General features: G+C 43.5%; 20 protein-coding genes and 1 tRNA gene. 12 read left to right on the forward strand and 9 right to left on the reverse strand.

All coding sequences use genetic code 11. The features are described from left to right. Positions 1–134 precede the first annotated feature (134 nt). From ACHLI0_RS02605 to ACHLI0_RS02640, 8 genes are all read right to left on the reverse strand, one after another. Positions 135–731: an aminotransferase class IV family protein gene (locus tag ACHLI0_RS02605; protein WP_490748373.1), complete on the reverse strand. Its 597-nt coding sequence runs from the start codon at positions 729–731 to the stop codon at positions 135–137. Further along, positions 715–1,707, reverse strand: a complete 993-nt coding sequence (locus ACHLI0_RS02610) for an aminodeoxychorismate synthase component I (RefSeq protein WP_490748374.1) — start codon at positions 1,705–1,707, stop codon at positions 715–717. The genes ACHLI0_RS02605 and ACHLI0_RS02610 overlap by 17 nt, the downstream gene beginning before the upstream one ends. A 119-nt stretch (positions 1,708–1,826) precedes the next feature. After that, on the reverse strand, positions 1,827–2,561 hold the full coding sequence (locus ACHLI0_RS02615) for a tetratricopeptide repeat protein (protein WP_008761468.1): 735 nt from the start codon (positions 2,559–2,561) through the stop codon (positions 1,827–1,829). 220 nt (positions 2,562–2,781) lie between these two features. Further along, on the reverse strand, positions 2,782–3,864 hold the full coding sequence (locus tag ACHLI0_RS02620; protein WP_055218004.1) for a trypsin-like peptidase domain-containing protein: 1,083 nt from the start codon (positions 3,862–3,864) through the stop codon (positions 2,782–2,784). 11 nt (positions 3,865–3,875) lie between these two features. Further along, positions 3,876–5,210 carry a type III secretion system chaperone family protein gene (locus tag ACHLI0_RS02625; RefSeq protein WP_490748375.1) on the reverse strand — a complete coding sequence of 445 codons (1,335 nt, stop codon included), beginning with the start codon at positions 5,208–5,210 and terminating at the stop codon, positions 3,876–3,878. A 49-nt stretch (positions 5,211–5,259) separates the two neighbouring features. Beyond that, positions 5,260–6,945, reverse strand: a complete 1,686-nt coding sequence (locus tag ACHLI0_RS02630; RefSeq protein WP_258972859.1) for a transcriptional regulator — start codon at positions 6,943–6,945, stop codon at positions 5,260–5,262. A gap of 292 nt (positions 6,946–7,237) precedes the next feature. Continuing rightward, positions 7,238–7,311: transfer RNA gene (locus ACHLI0_RS02635), tRNA-Arg, on the reverse strand. 354 nt (positions 7,312–7,665) lie between these two features. Then, positions 7,666–9,714 carry a DUF3352 domain-containing protein gene (locus ACHLI0_RS02640; RefSeq protein WP_055218052.1) on the reverse strand — a complete coding sequence of 683 codons (2,049 nt, stop codon included), beginning with the start codon at positions 9,712–9,714 and terminating at the stop codon, positions 7,666–7,668. A gap of 300 nt (positions 9,715–10,014) precedes the next feature. Between ACHLI0_RS02640 and ACHLI0_RS02645 the strand changes: the two genes are divergently transcribed. From ACHLI0_RS02645 to ACHLI0_RS02670, 6 genes are all read left to right on the forward strand, one after another. Then, on the forward strand, positions 10,015–11,238 hold the full coding sequence (locus ACHLI0_RS02645) for a site-specific integrase (RefSeq protein ID WP_490748376.1): 1,224 nt from the start codon (positions 10,015–10,017) through the stop codon (positions 11,236–11,238). After that, positions 11,235–11,624 (forward strand): virulence RhuM family protein, encoded by a 390-nt coding sequence (locus ACHLI0_RS02650; protein WP_278451388.1) that lies wholly within the window; start codon positions 11,235–11,237, stop codon positions 11,622–11,624. Before ACHLI0_RS02645 ends, ACHLI0_RS02650 begins: the two co-directional genes overlap by 4 nt. Positions 11,625–11,949: 325 nt before the next feature. Further along, positions 11,950–13,155, forward strand: coding sequence for a primase-helicase family protein (locus tag ACHLI0_RS02655; protein WP_490748377.1), 1,206 nt, complete (start codon positions 11,950–11,952; stop codon positions 13,153–13,155). 270 nt (positions 13,156–13,425) lie between these two features. Continuing rightward, the gene (locus tag ACHLI0_RS02660; protein WP_490748378.1) at positions 13,426–14,364 is read left to right on the forward strand and encodes a toprim domain-containing protein; all 939 of its coding nucleotides are present in this window, start codon (positions 13,426–13,428) and stop codon (positions 14,362–14,364) included. Between the two features lie 175 nt (positions 14,365–14,539). Beyond that, positions 14,540–14,905 carry a MobC family plasmid mobilization relaxosome protein gene (locus tag ACHLI0_RS02665; RefSeq protein ID WP_490748379.1) on the forward strand — a complete coding sequence of 122 codons (366 nt, stop codon included), beginning with the start codon at positions 14,540–14,542 and terminating at the stop codon, positions 14,903–14,905. Then, a complete protein-coding gene (locus ACHLI0_RS02670; RefSeq protein ID WP_490748380.1) occupies positions 14,902–15,849 on the forward strand; it encodes a relaxase/mobilization nuclease domain-containing protein in 948 nt (315 codons plus the stop codon). The genes ACHLI0_RS02665 and ACHLI0_RS02670 overlap by 4 nt, the downstream gene beginning before the upstream one ends. Before the next feature lies 1 nt (position 15,850). Here the strand turns inward: ACHLI0_RS02670 and ACHLI0_RS02675 are convergent, their stop codons facing one another. Continuing rightward, positions 15,851–16,204: a winged helix-turn-helix transcriptional regulator gene (locus tag ACHLI0_RS02675; protein WP_281862578.1), complete on the reverse strand. Its 354-nt coding sequence runs from the start codon at positions 16,202–16,204 to the stop codon at positions 15,851–15,853. Positions 16,205–16,360: 156 nt separating this feature from the next. Here ACHLI0_RS02675 and ACHLI0_RS02680 point away from each other — a divergent pair, with 156 nt between their 5' ends. The 6 genes from ACHLI0_RS02680 to ACHLI0_RS02705 all read left to right on the forward strand — a co-directional run bounded on the left by ACHLI0_RS02680 (position 16,361) and on the right by ACHLI0_RS02705 (position 22,112). After that, positions 16,361–16,747, forward strand: coding sequence for a nuclear transport factor 2 family protein (locus ACHLI0_RS02680; protein WP_490748381.1), 387 nt, complete (start codon positions 16,361–16,363; stop codon positions 16,745–16,747). A gap of 5 nt (positions 16,748–16,752) precedes the next feature. Continuing rightward, the gene (locus ACHLI0_RS02685; protein WP_490748382.1) at positions 16,753–17,307 is read left to right on the forward strand and encodes a flavodoxin family protein; all 555 of its coding nucleotides are present in this window, start codon (positions 16,753–16,755) and stop codon (positions 17,305–17,307) included. 4 nt (positions 17,308–17,311) lie between these two features. Beyond that, positions 17,312–17,935: a flavodoxin family protein gene (locus ACHLI0_RS02690; RefSeq protein ID WP_281862581.1), complete on the forward strand. Its 624-nt coding sequence runs from the start codon at positions 17,312–17,314 to the stop codon at positions 17,933–17,935. A gap of 14 nt (positions 17,936–17,949) precedes the next feature. After that, on the forward strand, positions 17,950–18,426 hold the full coding sequence (locus tag ACHLI0_RS02695; RefSeq protein ID WP_281862582.1) for a nuclear transport factor 2 family protein: 477 nt from the start codon (positions 17,950–17,952) through the stop codon (positions 18,424–18,426). Positions 18,427–18,487: 61 nt separating this feature from the next. Continuing rightward, positions 18,488–20,797 (forward strand): hybrid sensor histidine kinase/response regulator, encoded by a 2,310-nt coding sequence (locus tag ACHLI0_RS02700; protein WP_490748383.1) that lies wholly within the window; start codon positions 18,488–18,490, stop codon positions 20,795–20,797. Beyond that, entirely contained in the window at positions 20,790–22,112 is a 1,323-nt protein-coding gene (locus ACHLI0_RS02705) for a sigma-54-dependent transcriptional regulator (protein ID WP_490748384.1), read from the forward strand. The genes ACHLI0_RS02700 and ACHLI0_RS02705 overlap by 8 nt, the downstream gene beginning before the upstream one ends. The last annotated feature ends 7 nt before the right edge of the window (positions 22,113–22,119 follow it).

The following is a 22,119-nucleotide window of genomic DNA, read 5'->3' on the forward strand; positions in this document are numbered from 1 at the left end:
TACTCTAAGCTTTCACAAGTGAAGTACAATCTCTTTTAATTAATCTTTATCTAATACTATGAAAAACACATAAATATAACAGATTAAAAAGAGGCTTTGTTCAACGGTTCTGTATATAATTCCGTTAATTTTAGTTATAGAATAAAATGTTTTTCATTGACAGGTATGATGAGCCGTTTCCAATCGATCATCGCATTGAACAACATGATATGGGAGTAATCGCCCAATTGCGCCTGCCGGATATCTTTCTCCACAATGAACCGATTATCCAACAGTTCCGCACGCTTCGTCCCCTGAAGCAAGGGATGGGCCGGAGTATACCATGTATGTCCGTCATACAACGCTATGTTGGCAATGGAGGTATCTGTCAGATATCCGTCTTTCACTATCAGAATATCGTCTGCCTTCCCTCTCCGGGCAAACAGATCATTCAATTCTCCCCGATTGATACTCTTGTAACTATAATCAATAGTGTCCGAAGCAACCGGACGCAAGGAAGAAACCATTCTCATTTGATAAGGAGCGTATCCAACCTCTTCGATTTCCTTACCGTACACAATCCGGCACTTCCAGATACCGGACAGAGACGGAGGAGATACAAAGCCGGACAAATCAATGGGAGCCGCTTCTTTCCAAAAGGCGGCACGAGTCCGGTTCATGCGCGCTGTGTGATACGACAGATTATACACCTGTCCGTCTTCTATGCGAATCGTTTCAATAAATTGGCACATATACTTTTTGTTTCATTTCATGATATTCACTTTCCACTTCACTGCGGCAGGTTATTCCGCCTCCGCTCTTAAAATACATTCTGTCGCCTTCCTGCTCCACAAAACGTATCATAACAGCACTATCAAGACTGCTTCCGTCGAAATACCCCATCACGCCCGTATAAAATCCTCTCTCATACGTCTCGGCTTCATTGATAATCTGCATCGTCTTTTTCTTGGGAGCACCAGTGATAGAACCGGCAGGCAAGAGTTTGAAAAGAATATTTCCCAGACTTTCCCGATAATTATCCGGCAAAGTCCCCTGTATCTCAGAACTTGTCTGAAGAATAGTTCCGCGATTCGTCTGAAGCTTATCGATATACCTGTATCGGGACACAGATACCCGATCGGCCACTATGCTTAAATCATTGCGGATCAAATCTACGATAGTAGCATGTTCGGCTGCCTCTTTCGGATCATCCATCAGCTGCCGGACAGCCGAAGGCAATGATGCATCAAGAGTACCTTTCATCGGATAAGAACTGATTTTTCCCTGTTGGATTCTGACAAATATCTCGGGAGAGAAAACAGTGAACTGATCCCTGACCCACAATTTATACATTGCTTTTGAACGGAAGAAAATATCTTTCAGACTAAGGTTCGTCTCTATCGGCGTGCGGCATGTCAGATTGGTCAGAAAGCTGTTTCCGGCAAATATATTCCGTTGGACAATATCAAATGACCGACGGTAACTATCGAAAGATTCGGGATAAGAATTCCAGCGGACAGGCTCTTCAGAACAAGAAAGCACATCATTCAATGAAGATTGGTTGGTAAATCCATTTAGGTTATATACTACTTCAGAAGGGTCAACAGAAGCAACTTCTTCTACATAAGAGGCATCCTGCAAATAATTAATGATAAAAATAAAAGGCCGGCAGGATTGCCCTAAATGGTTCATTCTCCGAATCGTTTCTTCTCTTGTATATAATTGCATAAAGTCTTTCTTTTTGGGAGAGCAAAAGTACGCAAAAAGTAGATCATTCAAAAAAAGAAGCAATAAAAAAGGGTTGCCAAAATGTTCCCCGGCAACCCTTTCTATCTGGAATTGGTAGTTTACTTCATAGCTGCTTGCACTTGAGAAAGCATAGTTTTAGACTTTGTATCTTCCGGAGAAACTTTGGTAGCTTCTTCCAAGTAACCTATAGCTTCTTTAAATCTGCCATCCGCCTTTTCCTTTTCTGCAGCATATTTGTCTGCATCAGAGTTTGCCAGAGGAGCAGCCTTTTTCAGGATATTCGCACCGTCGTTATAGCATAAAACGCCCAGGCTATACAAAGCATTGGTTTTATATGTTTTATGATCCAAAGGAATCACTTTCTTAAAGCATTCTTCTGCTTCTTCAGCTTTTCCGGCTTTCTGCGCAGCAATACCTGCTTTCAGGTAGTGGAGACCATAGTTCTTAATCATTGTTTTATTGTCCGGGTCTACTTTCAGACCTTCTTCCAAGGTAGCAACATACTCGTCAGTCTTCTTCATAGCATCCAGTGCCAGCGCTTTACGGGCATAAGCATTACCTATATTGAATTTCTTTTGAATAGCAATATCAAAGAAAGTCACAGCTTCTGCATACTTTTTCACTTCGTCTGCAGCCATACCACAGTAATAAGCGATAGCAGAATCCTGGTTATTCGTTTGTTTCAGATACTCGCTGAATTTAGCATAAGCTACGGGATAGTTCTTGGCATTAAAAGCGTCGCTTCCTTCTTTTTTCAATTGGCTAGGGTCAGTTTGAGCGAAAATGTTAGTCACAGTAAGGCAAAATGCAAATAAAAAAATCAATTTCTTCATAACTTTATTGTGTTTTTTAGTTGTTAATCGTCCAAAAGTATAAGTAATAACAGAGAATCGCAACATCATTTTACCTTTTTTGAGCTTTTTGAAACCTATATAACGTTCGTTATTCTTCGTAAAAATAGATTTGCGAGTATCCGGCAGGGAGGAAAAAAGACACTCCTTCCGCCTCAATAATTCAGCGAAAGGAGTGATATTCAAATAGTTTAGTTATTGGTCAGATAGCGTTTTTATTAGCATATTCGGAAAACTCACAGCCAAAAGTATCTACCAGATAATTATCCAGATCGTCTGCCTTGAAAGCAAGATGGGTCAGATTCGTCTTAACATCTTCCGAATAATCCGAGAATATATCAGAAATATGCACACGATAAGAAAGATAAATCTGATTTCCATCCAGTCCGAAACGATAAGGAGCAATCTCTGTCTGAAGTAAATAGGTCAGCACAGGTTCCAGGTTCTTCTTTGGCAGAATATTCAGCGGGGAGGTGGCAAACAGATAAGAACGGTCGTATACAAACATACGTATCTCCGAACTTCCCTTATAGAATTTCCAGCCTTCGTATCCCACACGTGCCAATACCGGATTGATTCCCATCGCTTCAATGGCTTCTTCGCAGAATACAGCCAGATCAGTCAGTCCCCTCTCCTTAAAGATTTCTTCCGGCAGTTTGTCACCGCAACAAGGGCAATATTCATCTTCTTCGGAAATGAATTCATCGCAACTATTACACTGCACATTGAAAACAGAGCGATCCAGACTTTCTATATTCTCCAGTACCTTTTTCAGTGTATCCACAGGAATACCAAATCCCATATTATCCGCATCGGTGATCTTACTGGCGGTAATGGCGATCAGTTCCCCACGTTCATTGAACATGGGACCTCCGCTATTTCCCGGATTGACCGCAGCATCTGTCTGAATATAATAACTGTTATTAATCAGCTGTCTGGGAGAAGAAACCGTACCTTCAGTCACGGTGAACGGCATACCAAACGGATAGCCGGCCACATTTATCTTCTGTCCGATCGCGACTTCTTTCAACTCCGATAACCGGATATCCGGAAGAGCGGAAAAATCCCCTTCCACAGACAGCAAAGCAATATCCAATACGGAATTTACCATAACGACCCTGGCCAGGAACGAATTCTTATCATTATCCTGGATCGCTACCTGACGGAATCCCTCTACTACATGATAATTGGTAACAAACAGATCATATTGTTTCAGATAAAAACAACTGCCGCAGCCACCGGCATGATTCACTTTATAAATGGCATTGTATATATTCTGTTCCATAGTCTTGTTCTTTATTTGTTAGTGTCCTCTTCCGTATTGTTATTGTTGCCATACATACCGGCCATCATCTTTTGCATATTCTCCATAGCAAGTTGCTGCATCTTCTGTATTTGCTCCATATCGATATTCTGCATCGCCTGCTGCATCATTTCCTGTTGCATCTGTTGTAGTTGTGACATGTCGAAGCCCATTGTTTCTCCGTCTTCGTCACCACCTTCTTCGTCATCATCTACATCCAGTTCTCCTTCCATGATATTGTCCATCGCTTCATATAATATCGGAGCTGCTTCTTCCCATGACATGGCAGAGGTAGCCTTCATAGCTTTCACAACTACCGCATTCACATCATCCTGCACATTATTATAATAGTACAATTCATAGAACTTATTAATAATAAGCAAGCAGCAAACAATGAAGTCACCTGATTCTAATGCCGAACCGGCTTTCTCGTATGTATCTTCAAAGTTATCCTGAATGTTTTTCAGTACGGAACGGCGTCTGTCCGAAATGAAAGTTTCAACAAAGTAAAGATCGGCAGCCAGTTGCTCCTTCGTCATTTCCTGAAGGCGTGTGACAACAGATTTGGTACGGGATACGATCTCCGGCAATGGCATATCCTCGCGTCCATGATCTGTAATCGCCTTATCAAGATCATTCAGCAGTTGCCCCTGCGGACAGACAAAATAGCATATTTTAAGAAGCGTACTGGATAATATATTCCAGGCATAACCATACTTTCGTTCTGTCTCAAAGTATTTTACAGCGTCCATACATTCCTTGCAGGTCTGCTGAAGAGCTTCGTATACCTTATCTACCGTTTCATCGTCGTATGGAGTAATTTTGGGTTCATAAATACGCTCGGCCTTGAACTTAGTCACAAATTCATCATCATATTTATCTCCTATCCGGCAAATTTCCTCAAGCACATAGTATATCTTGTAAGGATTGCATAAGGCCACCGGACAATGAAAGTCAAAGAACAACTTATCATTCTGCAAAGAGATACATGCTAATGTCAGTTCTGTCAGATTCAAAGCTGCCACCTGCCGCAGCAAAGGTATCCTTCCCTTTTCCGGCAGCAACAAAAACGGAGCTGTAATATTCAGTTGGTCACCCTCCAGCTTCAGATAGACCATAATGGAACCATGAGGCACAGCAAACTCCGTTCCTTCCGCATTACCAAATTTGCTGCGTAACTCCGGATCAATATAATCCAGCAACAGATAAAAAGACTGTAAGTGCTCTCCCTTTTCAAAAGCATCTGTACTCTTCTCAAAAGCTTCTACATCCACCTTGCTCTGTGTAGAAGCAATGATCGGACTATGAAAACTCAGTGTTTGTTTCATAATTCTAATGTTTGGTTTAACAAATTATTTCATTCTCATTCTTAATCATTTAAAAGTCCCGAAGCACAGCCTCCAATGTCGTTTCCTGCGCTATCCCCATCTTTTCGGTACGAATTCTTTTCAGTCTTTTCTTCACCGAATCTTTCTCCAGATGCATGATCTTAGCAATATCAGTCTGCGAAAACTGCATTTTCACCATACAGCAATACCGCAAATCCTCCTCATTCAGTGCAGGATACTGATTCTTCAGACGTTCTGTAAAATTCAGGAAGATACTGTTGGCATTCTTGAATATTACTTTCCAGTCCTCATTCTTGAGCATTATATTCTGCTGGGTCTTCGGATTTTCAATCACAGGAATACAAGTTTCATTCAGGCGCTTAAAGAACTCAACCTTTAGTAAAGCCTCTTTCTCCCGAATCTGCGCTTCCCTTTCCTTAGCTTCCGACAAGTCTTTTTCTGCCTGTAGTTTTTCTATTTCACGGTACTTCAACAACTCCTGCTGATGGGCAATCTGTCCTTTCTGACGCAATACTTCCTGTTGTTTCCTTTTATATAAAAAGAAGTAGATGCATACCCCTAACAAAATCGCCAGGCAACAAACAATAGTCACAACATACAGTTGCAGCTTCCTTTCTACCGCCTGTTGCCAGAGACGGGTATTGGCTTTTTTCAATTCATCATTGTGATAATTCCGGTGCAAAGTCAGTAAGCCTTCCTTATCTCTCTCCTCTATGAGCCTATCCCGCAAGTCAGCATGTCGGTTCATATAATAATATGCCGAATCCATCTGCCCGGTAGCAGCATAAATTTCAGCCTTAGCCAAAGACTTTCGAGTTGTATATTGTATATCTGTTGTATCTTCCACCGCTTTATTAATGTAGTAGAAAGCAGAATCATACTGATGCAGTTCAGTCAGTGTGTTTGCCTTATTTATATAATGATCATAGATATATTCATTTTCCTCTCCGAAAAGTTCAAATAGAATAGCCAAATCTTTATCGCGATACATCAACGCCTGTTTATAGTCCTTCATCGCCATGCAAAGATGGGCATGCTGTGAATAAATATGTGATAATGCCCGGACCAAGTTCTCTTTCTCAGCCAGTTGTATCGCTTGCACAGAATATTTATAGGCGCTATCCAGTTGATTTGTCTGCATAAATCCGTGAGTGATATACGGCAACAGTGCACAGATATACAAAGGGTTGCCTGTCCGTTCGGCATAAGGTAACGCTGCCTTCCCCAACCGTAGTTCCTCATCAGGAATCAGTCGCAAGTTGAAAAGACGACTCATTTTATACCTGACCATGAACTGAAGTTCATCGTTATCACTCTCTCCCAACCAATCGATTGTCTTTAGGAAATTATGCAGGGAAGCTTCCGAATCTTCATTATCCATTGCTACCAGACCGGCATTATAATAAGCCAGTGCCGCATGAACAGAGTCCGTGGTTCCTTTATAATAATCAATTGCAACAGATATAAGTGAATCACTTTTATGCTCCTCATCAGATGACTGATTGATCACCTGAGTCATTAGCAATGCATACAAAGCCCTATTTGAATCCGACAGCTTCTCTGGATACTGAATTTGGCGAAGTAAAGAAAGAGCGCTGTCCGGTTTCAGCTTGATCAATTGTTCGATAGATAACAATCGGTCGGCTGTATGATGACAAGCAGTCAATAAGAATCCTAACAATATAAAAAGTACAGTTTGTCGTAAATGCTTCATGAACAAAAGGTTTATGTTTCCCAACTAAAGAGACGAATCTCTGAATGCAAATGTAGGAATAATAATGGGAGTTGCTTTATAAAATAGGGGGTATAAATATATTCTTAATTAAATCAAATATTTGCCTGTTTATCAAATCAATATAGTATACAGCAAAGGGGGACATAGGGGGACATTTACTGTTTTATAGGGGATAATCGCAATAAAAATCCAATCAGTATTCAATAAATCTGATATATCCTAAACAAAAGAAAAACGTTGACTATTATTAAATAATCAACGTTTACATCAGTGATTCCGAAGCGATTCGAACGCTTGACCCACGCCTTAGAAGGGCGTTGCTCTATCCAGCTGAGCTACGGAACCATCCTTATTTGCGGATGCAAAGGTAGTGCTTTTTGCGAGAACTCAAAAACTTTTCGATACTTTTTTATTCATATTTTTCTTTATAGCTAGAAATCAGTAATTTATAAAAGTACTATTCAGAACCCTGTTCTAGGGTTGAATTATTTTTTCTTATCCCGATATCCCATATATCATATATCTTATTTATCTTTGTGCACCGTTAAATATAAAATCAAAAACTATGTTGAGTCGTATTATCGTATTGGTCATAGCCGGAGTTGCTGTCGTTTATATCGTCCGCTTTATAGATAACTTCTTGTCCCAGCACAGAAGAAAATATTAAATAAGATATATATCCAATCAGGAGAAGTTCATTTAAAACTTCTCCTTCCGTTCAAATTCACCTTCTTCGGTGTAATACTTCCATGTGCCTTTAGGCTGATTATTTGAATATTTCCCACGAAGCTTGAGCTTTCCATTTTCGTGATATTCACGATAACGTCCGTGACGTTTTCCTTCTTTCACTTCCGCTTCGCTTTTCAGTGCTCCTTCCGGATAGAACTCACGCAGAACATTTCCTTCAAACTTCTCAATATAGAAACGCTTTAACTCGCTCATCTGCTCCTTTTCGGTCACAGCCTCTTCGTCCATATCCTGATCTTCCTCATCGCTGACAACGGCAACTACCTCTTCCGGCTCGTATGGACGGTAATCCATCACATACTGCAGAGAAGCTTGGTTGTTATCTCCGATCACCTGCATCGTCCAGTAAGGAAATGAATACAAGACATCTTTATTCGATTGTATTTCATTCCATGTAGCGGGATTCATCATAGGTTTCAATTGTGAGTAGAACTTGTGCATATCTGTATACAAGAAGATCGTGGAACTTGATTTCATATACGAATAAGCATCCTTAAATCCTGCATTATTCTTCAGTAAATTCTTCTGTTCGTAATCTTCTACAAAGGAAAGCAAGGAAGCAGCTTTATTACTGAAAACGACGTAATCATCCACATAAGTATAATATGGCTTCTCAAATTTATCAAACAGCTTTCCGAAGAACAGACGGAAGAAACCTTTCATTTCAACATAATTGATTTCAAAGTCCTTATAATTAACTGACTTTATCTTAACCGGAGACCGGCGTTTGATCTTCTTTTCAATAAACTCCATATTCTTACGGGCGTCTTTGATGCTTTTTGCCCGAATAGCCAGAATCACTTCAGGATCATGTCCTAATAACCCCGGTTCGGATTGTGTTATGGCAAACTCTCCGGACATCCAGCTCAGGAAGTTCTCTTCCAGAGAAATACCAAACAGGCTTTCTATCTTTTTCCGCGAACTCTGATAAGAGTCATACAACAGTTTATCATGAACAGACAGAGCGTTCTCCAGTTCCTTCACGAAAGTTACCGGACTATCGAAGCCGATATTTGTATAAAGAGCCGTTCGCCCGGACAAAATCTCGTGAGCTTTCATTTTATGCTTTCCCGAATTCAGCAAGGCAGTGATATAAGGATCCACCGAATCTTTCTTCAACGTATAACCTTTCACTTCCATCCGGTCCTTATCCATATTCAGGTAAAGGCCCGCAAAATTCATAGAATTACTGAACAGATCGACATATTCATTTCTCGCTCCCAGATAAATGGACATAAACTGAGGAATACGGGCATAGTTGATAAATACCCTGACAAGCCCTTTACCGGAAACTAATTTTTCCGTTTCAATAAAAGACTGGTCAAGTCCGATCTTAGGCTTATTACGGGAGTTGATGGCAGATTCAACAAGGCCGGAAGTATAAGAGCCTACCAGGTGATTATCCACAAAAGCAGTATAAAAGACATCACGGGTATCCGGATCACGCATTTCAAGAATGTTAATTCCATTATGCATTCGATTAGTGACAGTAAAGCCGGACATTGCCAGCACTGTTTCGACCTGATCCTTCAATAAATCCATTTTAGAAGCTTTCTGCATATCTACTATAAGCAGAAAATCCCAATCGGTAGCGCGGGTCTTATGAAGTGAGATAAGCAGATCCCGCTGACCGACCAGTGATAACAGTACTTTATTGCTTTTGACAACCGAGTCAAGCTTTTCCACGCTCTTCGCAACTTCTTCAAATGATTTCGCTTTTCTCAGACATTGCCAGGTTTCGCTTCCACTAAACTTTTCCCAATCTTCAATCGGAGCAGATGACTGAATGATAAACGCCGCATCCTCCGGCACCAGATAAATCTGCTGAATATTACGGTCGGGCGAAATAAACAGATAAACGATGGAGTATACCATGTATACAGCCAAAGCTAGTCCTGCCGTAATCAAAGTTCTTTTTACAATTTTTCGTGTATTATTTTTCTTCTCATTTTTCCCGGGTTCAACATATTGTCCTTGTTCCCCATTGTTTAATTCATCCATTATTTATTTGTTATTGAGTTGATTGGGCAAAATTACTAAAAATCTCTGGAAAAGACGAATAAAAAGGGATAAATGTCTTCGTAACGCCTGTCAATAAGGCGTTTGCGGAGCCAAATGAGGACAAGCGAAAAATCGGGGTAACGCAAAGGAAAGCGGATTTATGAAGCAGAACGGTCTCCAAATCGTTACCCGCCGGATGGTGATTTTTAACATACCGTGTTGTATCTGGCAGTTTGTGGCACAGGTTGGCATATCAAGGTCTAACTCGTTGAGTAATAACTTTGCAAACAAAAAACGAGTATGGCAAGAAGCACATTCAAGGTGCTGTTCTACGTGAACGGCAGCAAGGAGAAAAACGGTATTGTCCCCATCATGGGACGGGTTACAATCAACGGGACTGTGGCGCAGTTCAGTTGCAAGCAGAGCATTCCGAAAACGCTTTGGGACGTGAAAGGGAACAAGGCAAAAGGCAAGAGCCACGAGGCGCGGGACATCAACCTTGCCCTTGACAACATCAAGGCGCAAATCATCAAGCATTACCAGCGCATATCCGACCGTGAGGCATTCGTCACGGCTGAAATGGTGCGCAACGCCTTTCAGGGAATCGGCAGCGAGTACGAGACCTTGCTCAAAGCTTTTGACCGTGAGAACGAGGTGTTCAGGAAACGTGTGGGAAAAGACCGTACAATGGCGACCTATCGTTCCCGTGTGGTGGCAAGAAACTACGTTGCGGCGTTCATCAAGTCGTTCTACAAGCGTACGGACATGGCTATGCCGGAACTTACTCCCGATTTCATCAAGGAGTTCGCCGCATACCTCTCAACGGAAGCCGGACTGCATAACGGGACGATATGGGAGAAATGTATGTGGCTGAAAGGCGTGGTGATGCGTGCGCACTTCAACGGACTGATACCACGCAACCCTTTCGCACAGTTCCACATCAGCCCCAATGTGAAGGAGCGGGAATATCTGACGGAAGATGAACTGAAAGCGGTCATGACACATGAGTTCGAGGATAGCAAGCTCGCATACATCCGTGACATCTTTGTCTTTGCCAGTTTCACCGCCTTGTCGTTCGTGGACATTCAGGAACTGACGAATGACAACATCGTGGAGGTGAACGGCGAGAAGTGGATATTGTCCAAACGCCACAAGACCAAAGTCCCCTTCCAAGTGAAGCTGCTGGATATACCCTTGCAGATAATCGAACGCTACCGACCGATACAGAAAGACAACCGCATATTCCCCGGCTTGAACTACTGGTCTATCTGTAAACCTCTGAAACGGATGATAAAGGAATGTGGTATAACCAAGTCAATTTCATTTCATTGCAGTCGTCATGGCTTCGCAACATTAGCTTTGAGCAAGGGCATGCCCATCGAGAGCGTAAGCCGTGTATTGGGACATACGAATATCGTCACAACCCAAATCTACGCAAAGATAACCACGCAGAAACTCGACAATGACCTGACGATGTTCGGTGATAAATTGAGCAAGACGTTTAACGGGATAACGATGTCATGAGTATGGAAAGAAACATCATAACCATGAACGAATCCGGCAACATCATTGTGCCGGAAAATGTCACTGATATATGGATGAGTGAACCGGAACTTGTGGAACTGTTCGGGATAATTGTCCCGACACTTCGTGCAGCTATCTGTGCCGTGTATAAAAGTGGCGTATTGAAAGAATACGAAGTACAGAGATATGTCCGGCTGGAGAACGGGTATTATGCCGATGTGTTCAGTTTTCCGATGGTAGTCGCGCTTGCTTTCCGCATCAACAGCTTCGGTGCGGAGCAGGTGCGCAATGCCATATTTGAAAGGCTGTACTTGCGAAAAGAGAAAACAATGTTCTTCTTTTCGCCGGGTATTCACAATATGAATATGTCTAATTATCAAGCATAAAGCCCAATGATATGGCGACATGAAATAGTGAAACCGACAAATCGTTATATGTCAATCTATTGCCGATAAAACGCATTATCAATAAAACGTACTGCTGATAAAACGTATTTGTGGTCAGTTGAACAGACGTATTGCCGTTTTACCAGCAATACGTATTACCAACAAAAGTCCGAAGAAGCACCTTTTTCGGGCTTTTGTCGTATGCTTTTAAGCCAAATCCAAGAAAATCTTACGTGAGTCACGTGTGAGTTGTCAATCCGTCTTGTTTGTATTGCCGAATTTTGCGCCAGACAAACATTCGACAATCATAAAGCAATATGTGCCTATGGACAAGAAAAATACAGAAAAGGAGGAGTTTATCCGTGTGGGTACGACCCTCTATAAGTTAGTGAACCAGCCCCGTTTGAACGGAGGCTATGTGAAGAAACGCATCGTGTGGAACAACGAGACGCTACGGCAGGACTACGGCAAGGACTATCTCGCCACTGTGCCAAAGTATGACGGCTTTTGCACCGTCCCCGACCATGTGGGCTACCGTCCCGTGGTGGACAAGTTCCTGAACCTATACGAGCCTATAGAGCACCGCCCGCAACAAGGCGGGTTTCCCTGTATCCAGTCATTGGTGCGCCACATCTTCGGTGAACAATACGAGTTGGGCATGGATTACCTGCAACTGCTCTACCTGCAACCTGTACAGAAACTGCCTATCCTGTTGTTGGTGTCGGAAGAGCGCAATACAGGTAAAAGTACGTTTCTGAACTTCCTGAAAGCCGTGTTTCAGAACAATGTCACGTTCAACACCAACGAGGATTTCCGCAACCAGTTCAATTCCGACTGGACGGGCAAACTGCTCATTGTGGTGGACGAGGTGCTGCTCAACCGAAGGGAAGACAGCGAACGGTTGAAGAACCTCAGCACCACACTCTCCTACAAGGTCGAAGCAAAGGGCAAAGACCGTGACGAGATAGCCTTCTTCGCCAAGTTCGTGCTGTGTTCCAACAACGAGTATCTGCCTGTCATCATTGACGCTGGCGAGACACGTTATTGGGTGCGAAAGATAAACCACCTGCAATCTGACGATACCAATTTCCTGCAAAAACTGAAAGCGGAAATCCCGGCTTTCCTGTATCATTTGCAGCACAGGATGATGGCAACGAAAAAAGAAAGCCGGATGTGGTTTGCTCCGTCATTGCTGCATACCGAAGCCTTGCGGAAGATTATCCGCAGCAACCGCAACCGTCTGGAAATCGAGATGTGCGAGCTTATACTCGACATCATGGACGGTACAGGCACGGACACGTTCTCATTCTGCTATAACGATGTTCTTCTTTTACTGGTACACTCACAGGTAAAGGTGGAAAAACACCAAGTCCGGAAAGTGATACAGGAATGTTGGAAACTCACTCCTGCATCCAATACGCTTACCTACACCACCTACCAAGTGGACTGTACCCGTGAATGTCACTATTCGCCCATACGGAAAACCGGAAGATTCTATACCGTGACAAAAGAATATCTGACAACTCTCTGATTATTTTGATGAAATGATGAACAAGCATATAACCATACTGAAACATACAGGTTTATATTCTCATCAGATATTCATCAAAAGTATTCCGATGATGAAAAGGAGAAATGGGACTGACACACCATGCCCGTCACTATCAATGATGAATTTCTCTTTTGGCGAGTACTTTGATGAAAGGATGATGAATATGTATTATGCTGTCATTCTATAAAATGATGTACGGATTCATCAGATCATCGTTTTTACATTCATCACTAAATCTATTGTAAGATTATGACTACACAAGAAGCGAAACAAATCAGAATCGCAGACTATCTGCAAAGTCTGGGCTACACGCCCGTAAAGCAACAGGGAAACAGCCTGTGGTACAAATCCCCGTTCCGGCAGGAAACGGAAGCCTCGTTCAAGGTGAATACCGACCGTAACCTGTGGTTCGATTACGGGCTGGGTAGGGGCGGCAACATCATTGCACTGGCGCAGGAACTATACGCATCCGACCATGTACCGTACCTGCTTAACAGGATAGCGGAACAGGCTCCACACATCCGTCCCGTGTCTTTCTCTTTTCACCAGCAGGCATCAGAGCCGAGTTTCCAACATCTGGAAGTGGGAGAACTCACCCATCCGGCACTGCTCCGCTACTTACAGGAACGGGGTATAAACATAGCTTTGGCAAAACCGGAATGTAGGGAACTGCACTTCATCCATAACGGCAAGCCCTATTTCGCCATCGGGTTCCCGAACGTGGCTGGAGGATATGAGGTTCGTAACCGTTTCTTCAAAGGCTGTATCGCACCGAAGGACATCAGCCATATCCGGCAACAGGGAGAGCTGAGAGAGAAATGCCTCGTGTTCGAGGGCATGACGGACTATCTTTCCTTCCTCACGTTGCGGATGAAGAACTGTCCGGCCATGCCCAACCTTGACAGGCAGGATTATGTCATCCTCAATTCCGTCTCCAATGTTTCCAAAGCCGTAGATGTGCTGCACGGGTACGGGCGCATCCATTGCCTGCTTGATAATGACGAGGCGGGAAGAAAGGCGTATTGGGAACTGGAGAGGGAGTTTGCCGGACGCATCCGCGACTTCTCCGACAACTACAAAGGACATAAAGACCTGAACGATTACCTGTGCGGCAAACGGCAGGAATTAGCCGTTAGTCCACCACCAAGAACTATCGTAAAACAGAAGAAGAAAGGATTGGGACTATGACATTCCAAACAGCAAAAACGGGAGCTGCCCGAAACTCATTCTTCAAGGATTGGGAGGTAGCAAGTTTGTGTTTCGGGTGTACCGAAACCGCTTGCTACCCACCATCCATGTTGAAGGAGGTGGCATCCCGTTGGTCTATACAGTAAAATCAGTAACGTGATAGAATAAATGAAATATGGAACAGAATAAGGAACACAAGGAACGTAACAAGGGCGGTCGCCCGAAGAAAGGGGCGACTGAAAAGCTGAGCTATCGCATCAGCGTGAAGATGGTGGCAGCCGACTACTTCCGCTTGCTGACACGGGCGCATGAGGCGGGCGTATCGCCGAGCGAGTACATGAGGGAATGTTACCGGAACGGTCATGTGCAAGAACGATTGTCTGAGGAACACGCCGGATACATCCGCCAACTCTGCGGCATGGCGAACAATCTCAACCAGCTTGCGCACAAGGCGAACGCCGGAGGCTTTCATGATGAAAGGTGGGACTGCAAGGTGGCAGTGGCAAGGATTCACGAACTCTTGACCAAGATAGAGATATGATGGCGAAAATTGTAAAGGGCAGCGACTTTAAAGGTGTTGTGAATTACATTCTTGACAAAGAAAAGAATGCCAAAGTTGTTGCATTCGAAGGCTTGTTCATGGAAAATAAAGATACTATCGCCATGAGTTTCAATACACAGTCGCAAATGAACAACAAGGTATCGAAGCCTGTCGGACACATCGCATTGAGTTTTTCAAAAGAGGATGAGCCACGCTTGACGAATCGCGTAATGGCAAGCATTGCGCTTGAATACATAGAGCGGATGGGCATCCGTGACACCCAATTCTTCATCGCTCGGCACTTCGACAAAGAACATCCGCACGTGCATATAGCTTTCAATCGCATAGACAACAACGGCAACACAATTTCGGACAGGCACGAGCGTTTGCGCAGTACCCGTGTCTGCAAGGAACTTACGCAGAAATACGGTTTGTATATGGCAAACGGAAAGGACAATGTCAAGCGTAACCGCCTGAAAGAGCCGGACAAGACAAAGTACGAACTTTACGACATCCTCAAAGCAGAAGTCGGCAGGTGTGGAAACTGGAATGTGCTTGTTGCCAATCTGAAACGGCAGGGCGTGGATGTATATTTCAGTCACAGAGGGCATACAAACGAGATACAAGGCGTTGTATTCACCCTGAACGGCTATCATTTCAACGGATCCAAAGTGGACAGGAGTTTCAGTTATTCCAAAATTGGCGCAGCTTTGCAGCGCAACAGGCATGAGGAACGTATGAGAATGGCAACCAAAGCACATGAATCGGCTACACCAAGCACACCACCCGGCACAGTACAAAGTGAGTTGTTCAACGATTCGTTGGGATTGCTGAACGGCGGTGGCTCATCTTACAACGCTGCTGATGCGGAAGCCAATCAGGAATTGGCAGAGATACTTCGTAGAAAGAAGAAAAATAAGCAAAAGAGAAGTATGAAATTATAAATCAATAATTTGCATTATATTTTTTCTCAAAAACTTCATGATTCATTTCTCCCCACGTAATCATGGCATCAAGTATTGGTAATAGCGAGCGTCCTAAGTCTGTAATAGAGTATTCTGAACGGGGTGGAAGCTCTGGGTAAATGGTTTTCAGTACCAAACCATCATCAACTAATTCTTTTAGTTGTATATCAAGAACTCGTGGTGTGGCTTCGGGCAAAGCTTTGTGAAGTTCACTCGGTCGCATGGGTGTATTGCGCAATTCGTCCAAAATACAAGACTTCCATTTGGAATCAATCAAACTCATTGTAAGACGTAACGGACAACTTAAATCAACAGGTATTTTTCTTTCGTACATATTGTAATTCCTTTAATACTTTGCAAAGGTAAGTATAATTATCTAATTTAGAGGATACCGAATAATTTTTCGGTATATGAATAATTTTTCGGTACTTGTGTATATAGGCGTTACACCGTAACTTTGCAAACGATTAATAAAAACAATAAAAACATTATGAGAGATTCTATTAAAGAATATGAGGCAGTACAAGAAGCTGCTATGAAGTTTGTAAAGAGTGTGGCAGAAGGCGATAGCAAGTATGCACGCGAGTTATTTACCGATGACGCTGTTCTATTCGGTTTTCTTGATGGAGAGCTGGAACATGGTTCCATTGAACAGTTCTACCATAATGTAGACACTATCAGTGGCGGTGAAGCATTTAAGGCGCGTATTGATGTGGTGGCAGTGGAAGAAACACTGGCGGTTGTTCGTGTTCTTGAAGAGGGTTGGGGAAATCGTATTGATTTTACAGACTATCTGCTTCTGCTGAAAATCGGTGGTGAATGGAAGTGTGTAGCCAAAGCTTATAATCAAAATTCAAATACGATACAAAAGAAATAGGAACAATGAGCAAGAAAATTGTCATATTAAACGGAAGTCCACGTATGAAAGGGAATACGGCAGGACTGGTGGAAGCTTTCAAGCAAGGTGCGGAAGAAGCCGGACATACAGTGGAAGTTTTTAATTTGCAGCGGATGGACATTCATCCCTGTCTAGGGTGTTTAGGTGGGGGAGGCGATTCGAAAAGTCCTTGCGTGCAGAAGGATGATATGGCAAAGATATATCCGTATTATGAAACGGCGGATGTATTGGTGTTGGCTTCACCGATGTATTATTGGAGCATTACGGCACAACTTAAAGCCGCTATCGACCGCTTGTTTGCCGTTACTGAAAAAGACCCTGACTATCATACCCCAAAACGACATTGTGTATTGCTTATGGCAGCAGAAGGCGACACTCCTGATAACTTTGAACCAGTAGAGCATTACTATCATGCACTGCTTCATCATCTTGGTTGGGAAAATTTGGGAGAAGTATATGCCGGAGGTGTTATGCTGATTGGTGATATTGCCGGACACCCTTCATTAGATAAAGCATATTCATTAGGCAAAAATATCTGAAGCTATGAAAGTATTATTGATAAATGGCAGCCCTCATAAAGATGGCTGCACATTTACAGCATTGAATGAAGTTGCACAGACTCTGCGTAAATATAATATTGAAACAGAAATGTTGTATCTTGGGAACAAGCCGATTGCCGGATGTATCGCTTGCATGAAATGTTTTGAAACAGGACATTGCTTCCGTGACGATGCTGTGAGGAAGATACAAGACAGACTTGCCGAATTTGACGCTATCATACTTGGCTCTCCGGTATATTACAGCCAGCCTACCGGACAGATTACCTCATTCTGTCAGCGGCTGTTCTTCTGTAAAGAAGGAGATATGGCTGGAAAACTCGGAGCTTCTGTGGTTTCTTGTCGTCGTGGAGGAGCTTCAGCTACATTTGAGCAACTAAACCAATATTTCACCATATCTAATATGCCTGTTGTGTCATCGCAATACTGGAACTCTGTACACGGTTTTACTACTGAAGATGTCCGCAAGGATAAAGAGGGATTACAGACCATGCGCTCTCTCGGAGAGAATATGGCATGGTTATTAAAAAGCATGGAAACGGCAAAGCAACATGGCATAGATAAACCTGTATATGAGGAAAGATTGCGTACTCATTTTATACATGATTAAAAATAAAAAGAACAATGAAGACATTTTCAATATCGCTAATGACTTGTTGTATAGCAATGCTATTTATGACCAATTTAGTGTCAGCTCAAAATGTGAAAGAGCCTTGTAAAATACAAAAACAGTGTATTTCGAATTGTCAGTCAAATCCAGAAATGGCAGGAATAATTAAAGCCATTGAATATTATGTTGAAGGTGGAAGAAAAGGTAACAGTAAAATCACGGCAAAAGCTTTTACAGACAAAGCAACGATGTCTTGGTCTGAAAACGGGCAAATAAAAACTGTTCCGGTCAAAGTCTTATATGACATAGTAGATAAAAGCGGTGCATCAACAGCAAACTATAGATTGTTAGATTGCAATATAGATCAAAGTGTCGCAATAGTTAAGATCCAATCCCAATTCGGCACTCAGGAATACATTGATATGTTTACACTGGTGAAAAGTATTGACAACTGGGTGATTGTTAGCAAAATTTATCGTGTAATAAATTGAGTAAAAAAAAATAAAATGATTTATCAGATCTCACAATAAAAATGCTATTATAGTTCAAGATGTGAAATCTATACATAATATTATTGCTTTTGGTTATTTGCTGATAGTATTGTTTATATATGGTATAGCCAATACTTGGTATAAAGAATGGCAAGAAATAAAAACGTGGGAGTCTAATAGTCGAAAAAATGAAGAATTACGAAAGGAGATAAGTGACATCCATATACTACTGATAGAGTTTTTTCTATTGGGTGAAACTATATTGGAGTGGAATGAAGAAGAACTGGAGCATTACCATAACCAACGAATGGCAATGGACGGTAAGCTGTGCCACTTCAAAGGAATTTATCATACAGAACGCATTGACAGTGTACGCCATCTTCTTGAAGATAAGGAACGGCAAATACGCTTGATTGTACAGGTACTTGATGAGCAACAAGCTCTCAATGAGAAGATAGCCCGTCAAGTACCTGTAATCGTACAGAAAAGCGTACAGGAACAGCCCAAGAAACCGAAGCGAAAAGGGCTCTTGGGCATTTTAGGGAAGAAAGAGAAAGCCAAACCTTCCGTGATTACCACGATGCTCCGTTCGCTCAATCGTAACATGATTGCCGAACAACAATCGCAAAGCCGCCGTTTGCTGGAATACGCTGATAGCCTTGCAACACGGAACGCAGAACTTAACCGGCAGTTGCAAGGCTTAATTCGCCAAATAGAAAGTAAAATACAAGCCGACTTGCAAATGCGGGAAGCCGAGATAACCGCCATGCGTGAGCAATCCTTTATACAGATAGGGGGCTTGACAGGGTTCGTTCTTTTGCTACTGATTATTTCGTATATTATCATACATCGTAATGCCAACCGTATCAAACGGTATAAAAAAGAAACGACAGACCTAATCGGGCAACTGAAACAGTCTGTGGAGCAAAACGAGACACTGATTGCCTCTCGCAAGAAAGCTGTGCATACCATTACCCATGAACTGCGCACACCGCTGACAGCAATAACGGGCTATGCGGCACTGATGCAGAAAACTTGCAGCGCGGACAAAACCACCTTGTACGTGGACAATATCCGGCAATCCTCCGACCGTATGCGTGGGATGCTCAACACGCTGCTGGATTTCTTCCGTCTGGATAACGGCAAGGAACAGCCCAGCCTTTCCCCATGCAGGATTTCATCAATCACGCACATTCTTGAAACAGAGTTTGTGCCTATTGCCATGAACAAGGGATTGTCCCTTACCGTTACAGACTGCACGGATGCCGTTGTCCTGACCGATAAGGAACGCATTTTGCAAATCGGGAATAATCTTCTGTCAAATGCCATCAAATTTACCGAGAGCGGTGGCGTATCCCTGACAACGGATTATGATAACGGTATATTGAAATTATTTGTCGAAGATACAGGGACAGGCATGACCGAAGAGGAACAACGACGGGTGTTTGATGCGTTTGAACGCCTTTCAAATGCCGCTGCGAAAGACGGCTTCGGATTGGGTTTGTCCATCGTGCAGCGTACCGTGGCAATGCTCGGCGGAACAATCAGATTGGAAAGTGAGAAAGATAGAGGCAGCCGTTTTACGGTGGAAATACCTGCACTGGTTACCCAAGAACAACAGCCACAACAGACAGTCAGGAATTATATCCGCAACAATGAGAGATACCATGATGTTATCGCTATCGACAATGACGAGGTATTGCTCCTTATGCTAAAAGAAATGTATGCCCACGAGGAAATACATTGTGATACCTGCATTGATGTGGCGGAGCTGATAGAACTGATACGGAAAAAGGAATATAGTTTACTTTTGACGGATTTGAATATGCCGGATATAAACGGCTTTGAGTTGCTGGAACTGTTGCGCTCGTCCAACGTGGGCAACTCAAAGACAATCCCGGTAGTAATAACAACCGCTTCGGGCAGTTGCGACAAGGAGGAGCTTATGGAACGTGGATTCGCCGGTTGCCTGTTCAAGCCGTTTTCCATATCGGAACTGATGGAGATTTCAGACAAATGCGCCATAAAAGGCAACCAAAATGAAAAACCGGACTTTTCCACTTTGCTGTCCTACGGCAATGAATCCGTCATGCTGGAAAAACTGATAGCGGAAACAGAAAAGGAAATGCAGGCTGTCAGGAACGCGGAACAGCGAAAAGACATGCAAGAACTGGACACCTTGTCACACCACCTGCGAAGTTCATGGCAGATACTCAGAGCCGACCAGCCATTAAAAGAGCTTTATAACCTGCTTCATGGAAGTGGCTCTCCAGATGACAAAGCGATAGGCAAAGCCGTGACCGCCGTATTGGATAAAGGTTCGGAAATCATACGGCTGGCAAAAGAGGAAAGGAGAAAATACAATGGATAAGACAAAAATCACAGTGGTGGAGGACAATATCGTCTATTGCCAGTTTGTCTGCAACCTGCTGGCACGGGAAGGATTCCGTACCGTGCAGGCCTACCGCCTCTCAATGGCAAGGAAACTGTTGCAGCAAGCCACGGACGAGGACATAGTGGTATCCGACCTGCGTCTGCCCGATGGTGACGGCATCGACCTCTTGCGGTGGATGCGCAAAGAAGGCATGATGCAGCCGTTTATCATCATGACCGATTACGCTGAAGTGCATACGGCAGTGGAAAGCATGAAACTCGGCTCGCTGGACTATATACCCAAACGGCTTGTGGAGGACAAACTCGTGCCGCTGCTCCGCACCATCCTGAAAGAACGTAACACCGGGAGAAGCCGTATGCCCGTGTTCTCCCGTGACGGTTCGGCATTTCAAGACATTATGAAACGGATAAGGCTGGTTGCTCCTACCGATATGAGTGTTCTTATATTCGGTGAGAACGGTACGGGCAAGGAACATATCGCCCACCACCTGCACGAAAAGAGCAAACGGGCAGGAAAACCGTTTGTTGCTGTGGACTGCGGTTCACTCACCAAAGAACTTGCGCCCTCGGCATTCTTCGGACACGTCAAAGGCGCGTTTACGGGTGCGGACAGCACCAAGAAAGGATATTTCCATGAGGCAGAGGGTGGCACGCTGTTCTTGGACGAAGTAGGAAACCTCGCATTGGAAACCCAACAGATGCTGCTGCGTGCCATACAGGAACGGAGATACCGACCGATAGGTGATAAGACGGATAGGAGTTTCAACGTCCGCATCATCGCCGCCACCAATGAGGAATTGGAACAGGCGGTCATTGAAAAACGTTTTCGGCAGGACTTGCTGTATAGGCTGCACGATTTCGAGATAGTAGTTCCGCCTTTGCGTGACTGTCAGGAGGACATCATGCCTTTGGCTGAGTTCTTCCGTGAGGCAGCGAACAAAGAACTGGAATGCGATGTTATCGGTTTTAACGGAGAAGCCCGTAAAACATTGCTGACCCATGTTTGGCCGGGCAATGTCCGTGAGCTTCGACAGAAAATCATGGGTGCGGTGTTACAGGCGCAGACCGGACTTGTCACGAAAGAACATCTGGAGCTTGCCGTGACGAAACCGACTTCACCCGTCAGCTTCGCCCTGCGTAACGACGCGGAAGACAAGGAGCGTATCCTACGTGCGTTGAAGCAGGCGAACGGGAACCGCAAGGTTGCCGCCGAACTGCTCGGGATAGGACGTACAACGCTGTACAGCAAGTTGGAAGAGTATGGGTTGAAATACAAATTCAGGCAATCATAGCCGGAAT

This window comes from Bacteroides sp. RCH18, from assembly GCF_058231005.1.

Coding starts and splice junctions, on each gene's coding strand:
- ACHLI0_RS02605 (WP_490748373.1), bottom strand. CDS start 731: ATGTGCCAATTTATTGAAACGATTCGCATAGAAGACGGACAGGTGTAT.
- ACHLI0_RS02610 (WP_490748374.1), bottom strand. CDS start 1,707: ATGCAATTATATACAAGAGAAGAAACGATTCGGAGAATGAACCATTTA.
- ACHLI0_RS02615 (WP_008761468.1), bottom strand. CDS start 2,561: ATGAAGAAATTGATTTTTTTATTTGCATTTTGCCTTACTGTGACTAAC.
- ACHLI0_RS02620 (WP_055218004.1), bottom strand. CDS start 3,864: ATGGAACAGAATATATACAATGCCATTTATAAAGTGAATCATGCCGGT.
- ACHLI0_RS02625 (WP_490748375.1), bottom strand. CDS start 5,210: ATGAAACAAACACTGAGTTTTCATAGTCCGATCATTGCTTCTACACAG.
- ACHLI0_RS02630 (WP_258972859.1), bottom strand. CDS start 6,945: ATGAAGCATTTACGACAAACTGTACTTTTTATATTGTTAGGATTCTTA.
- ACHLI0_RS02640 (WP_055218052.1), bottom strand. CDS start 9,714: ATGGATGAATTAAACAATGGGGAACAAGGACAATATGTTGAACCCGGG.
- ACHLI0_RS02645 (WP_490748376.1), top strand. CDS start 10,015: ATGGCAAGAAGCACATTCAAGGTGCTGTTCTACGTGAACGGCAGCAAG.
- ACHLI0_RS02650 (WP_278451388.1), top strand. CDS start 11,235: ATGAGTATGGAAAGAAACATCATAACCATGAACGAATCCGGCAACATC.
- ACHLI0_RS02655 (WP_490748377.1), top strand. CDS start 11,950: ATGGACAAGAAAAATACAGAAAAGGAGGAGTTTATCCGTGTGGGTACG.
- ACHLI0_RS02660 (WP_490748378.1), top strand. CDS start 13,426: ATGACTACACAAGAAGCGAAACAAATCAGAATCGCAGACTATCTGCAA.
- ACHLI0_RS02665 (WP_490748379.1), top strand. CDS start 14,540: ATGGAACAGAATAAGGAACACAAGGAACGTAACAAGGGCGGTCGCCCG.
- ACHLI0_RS02670 (WP_490748380.1), top strand. CDS start 14,902: ATGATGGCGAAAATTGTAAAGGGCAGCGACTTTAAAGGTGTTGTGAAT.
- ACHLI0_RS02675 (WP_281862578.1), bottom strand. CDS start 16,204: ATGTACGAAAGAAAAATACCTGTTGATTTAAGTTGTCCGTTACGTCTT.
- ACHLI0_RS02680 (WP_490748381.1), top strand. CDS start 16,361: ATGAGAGATTCTATTAAAGAATATGAGGCAGTACAAGAAGCTGCTATG.
- ACHLI0_RS02685 (WP_490748382.1), top strand. CDS start 16,753: ATGAGCAAGAAAATTGTCATATTAAACGGAAGTCCACGTATGAAAGGG.
- ACHLI0_RS02690 (WP_281862581.1), top strand. CDS start 17,312: ATGAAAGTATTATTGATAAATGGCAGCCCTCATAAAGATGGCTGCACA.
- ACHLI0_RS02695 (WP_281862582.1), top strand. CDS start 17,950: ATGAAGACATTTTCAATATCGCTAATGACTTGTTGTATAGCAATGCTA.
- ACHLI0_RS02705 (WP_490748384.1), top strand. CDS start 20,790: ATGGATAAGACAAAAATCACAGTGGTGGAGGACAATATCGTCTATTGC.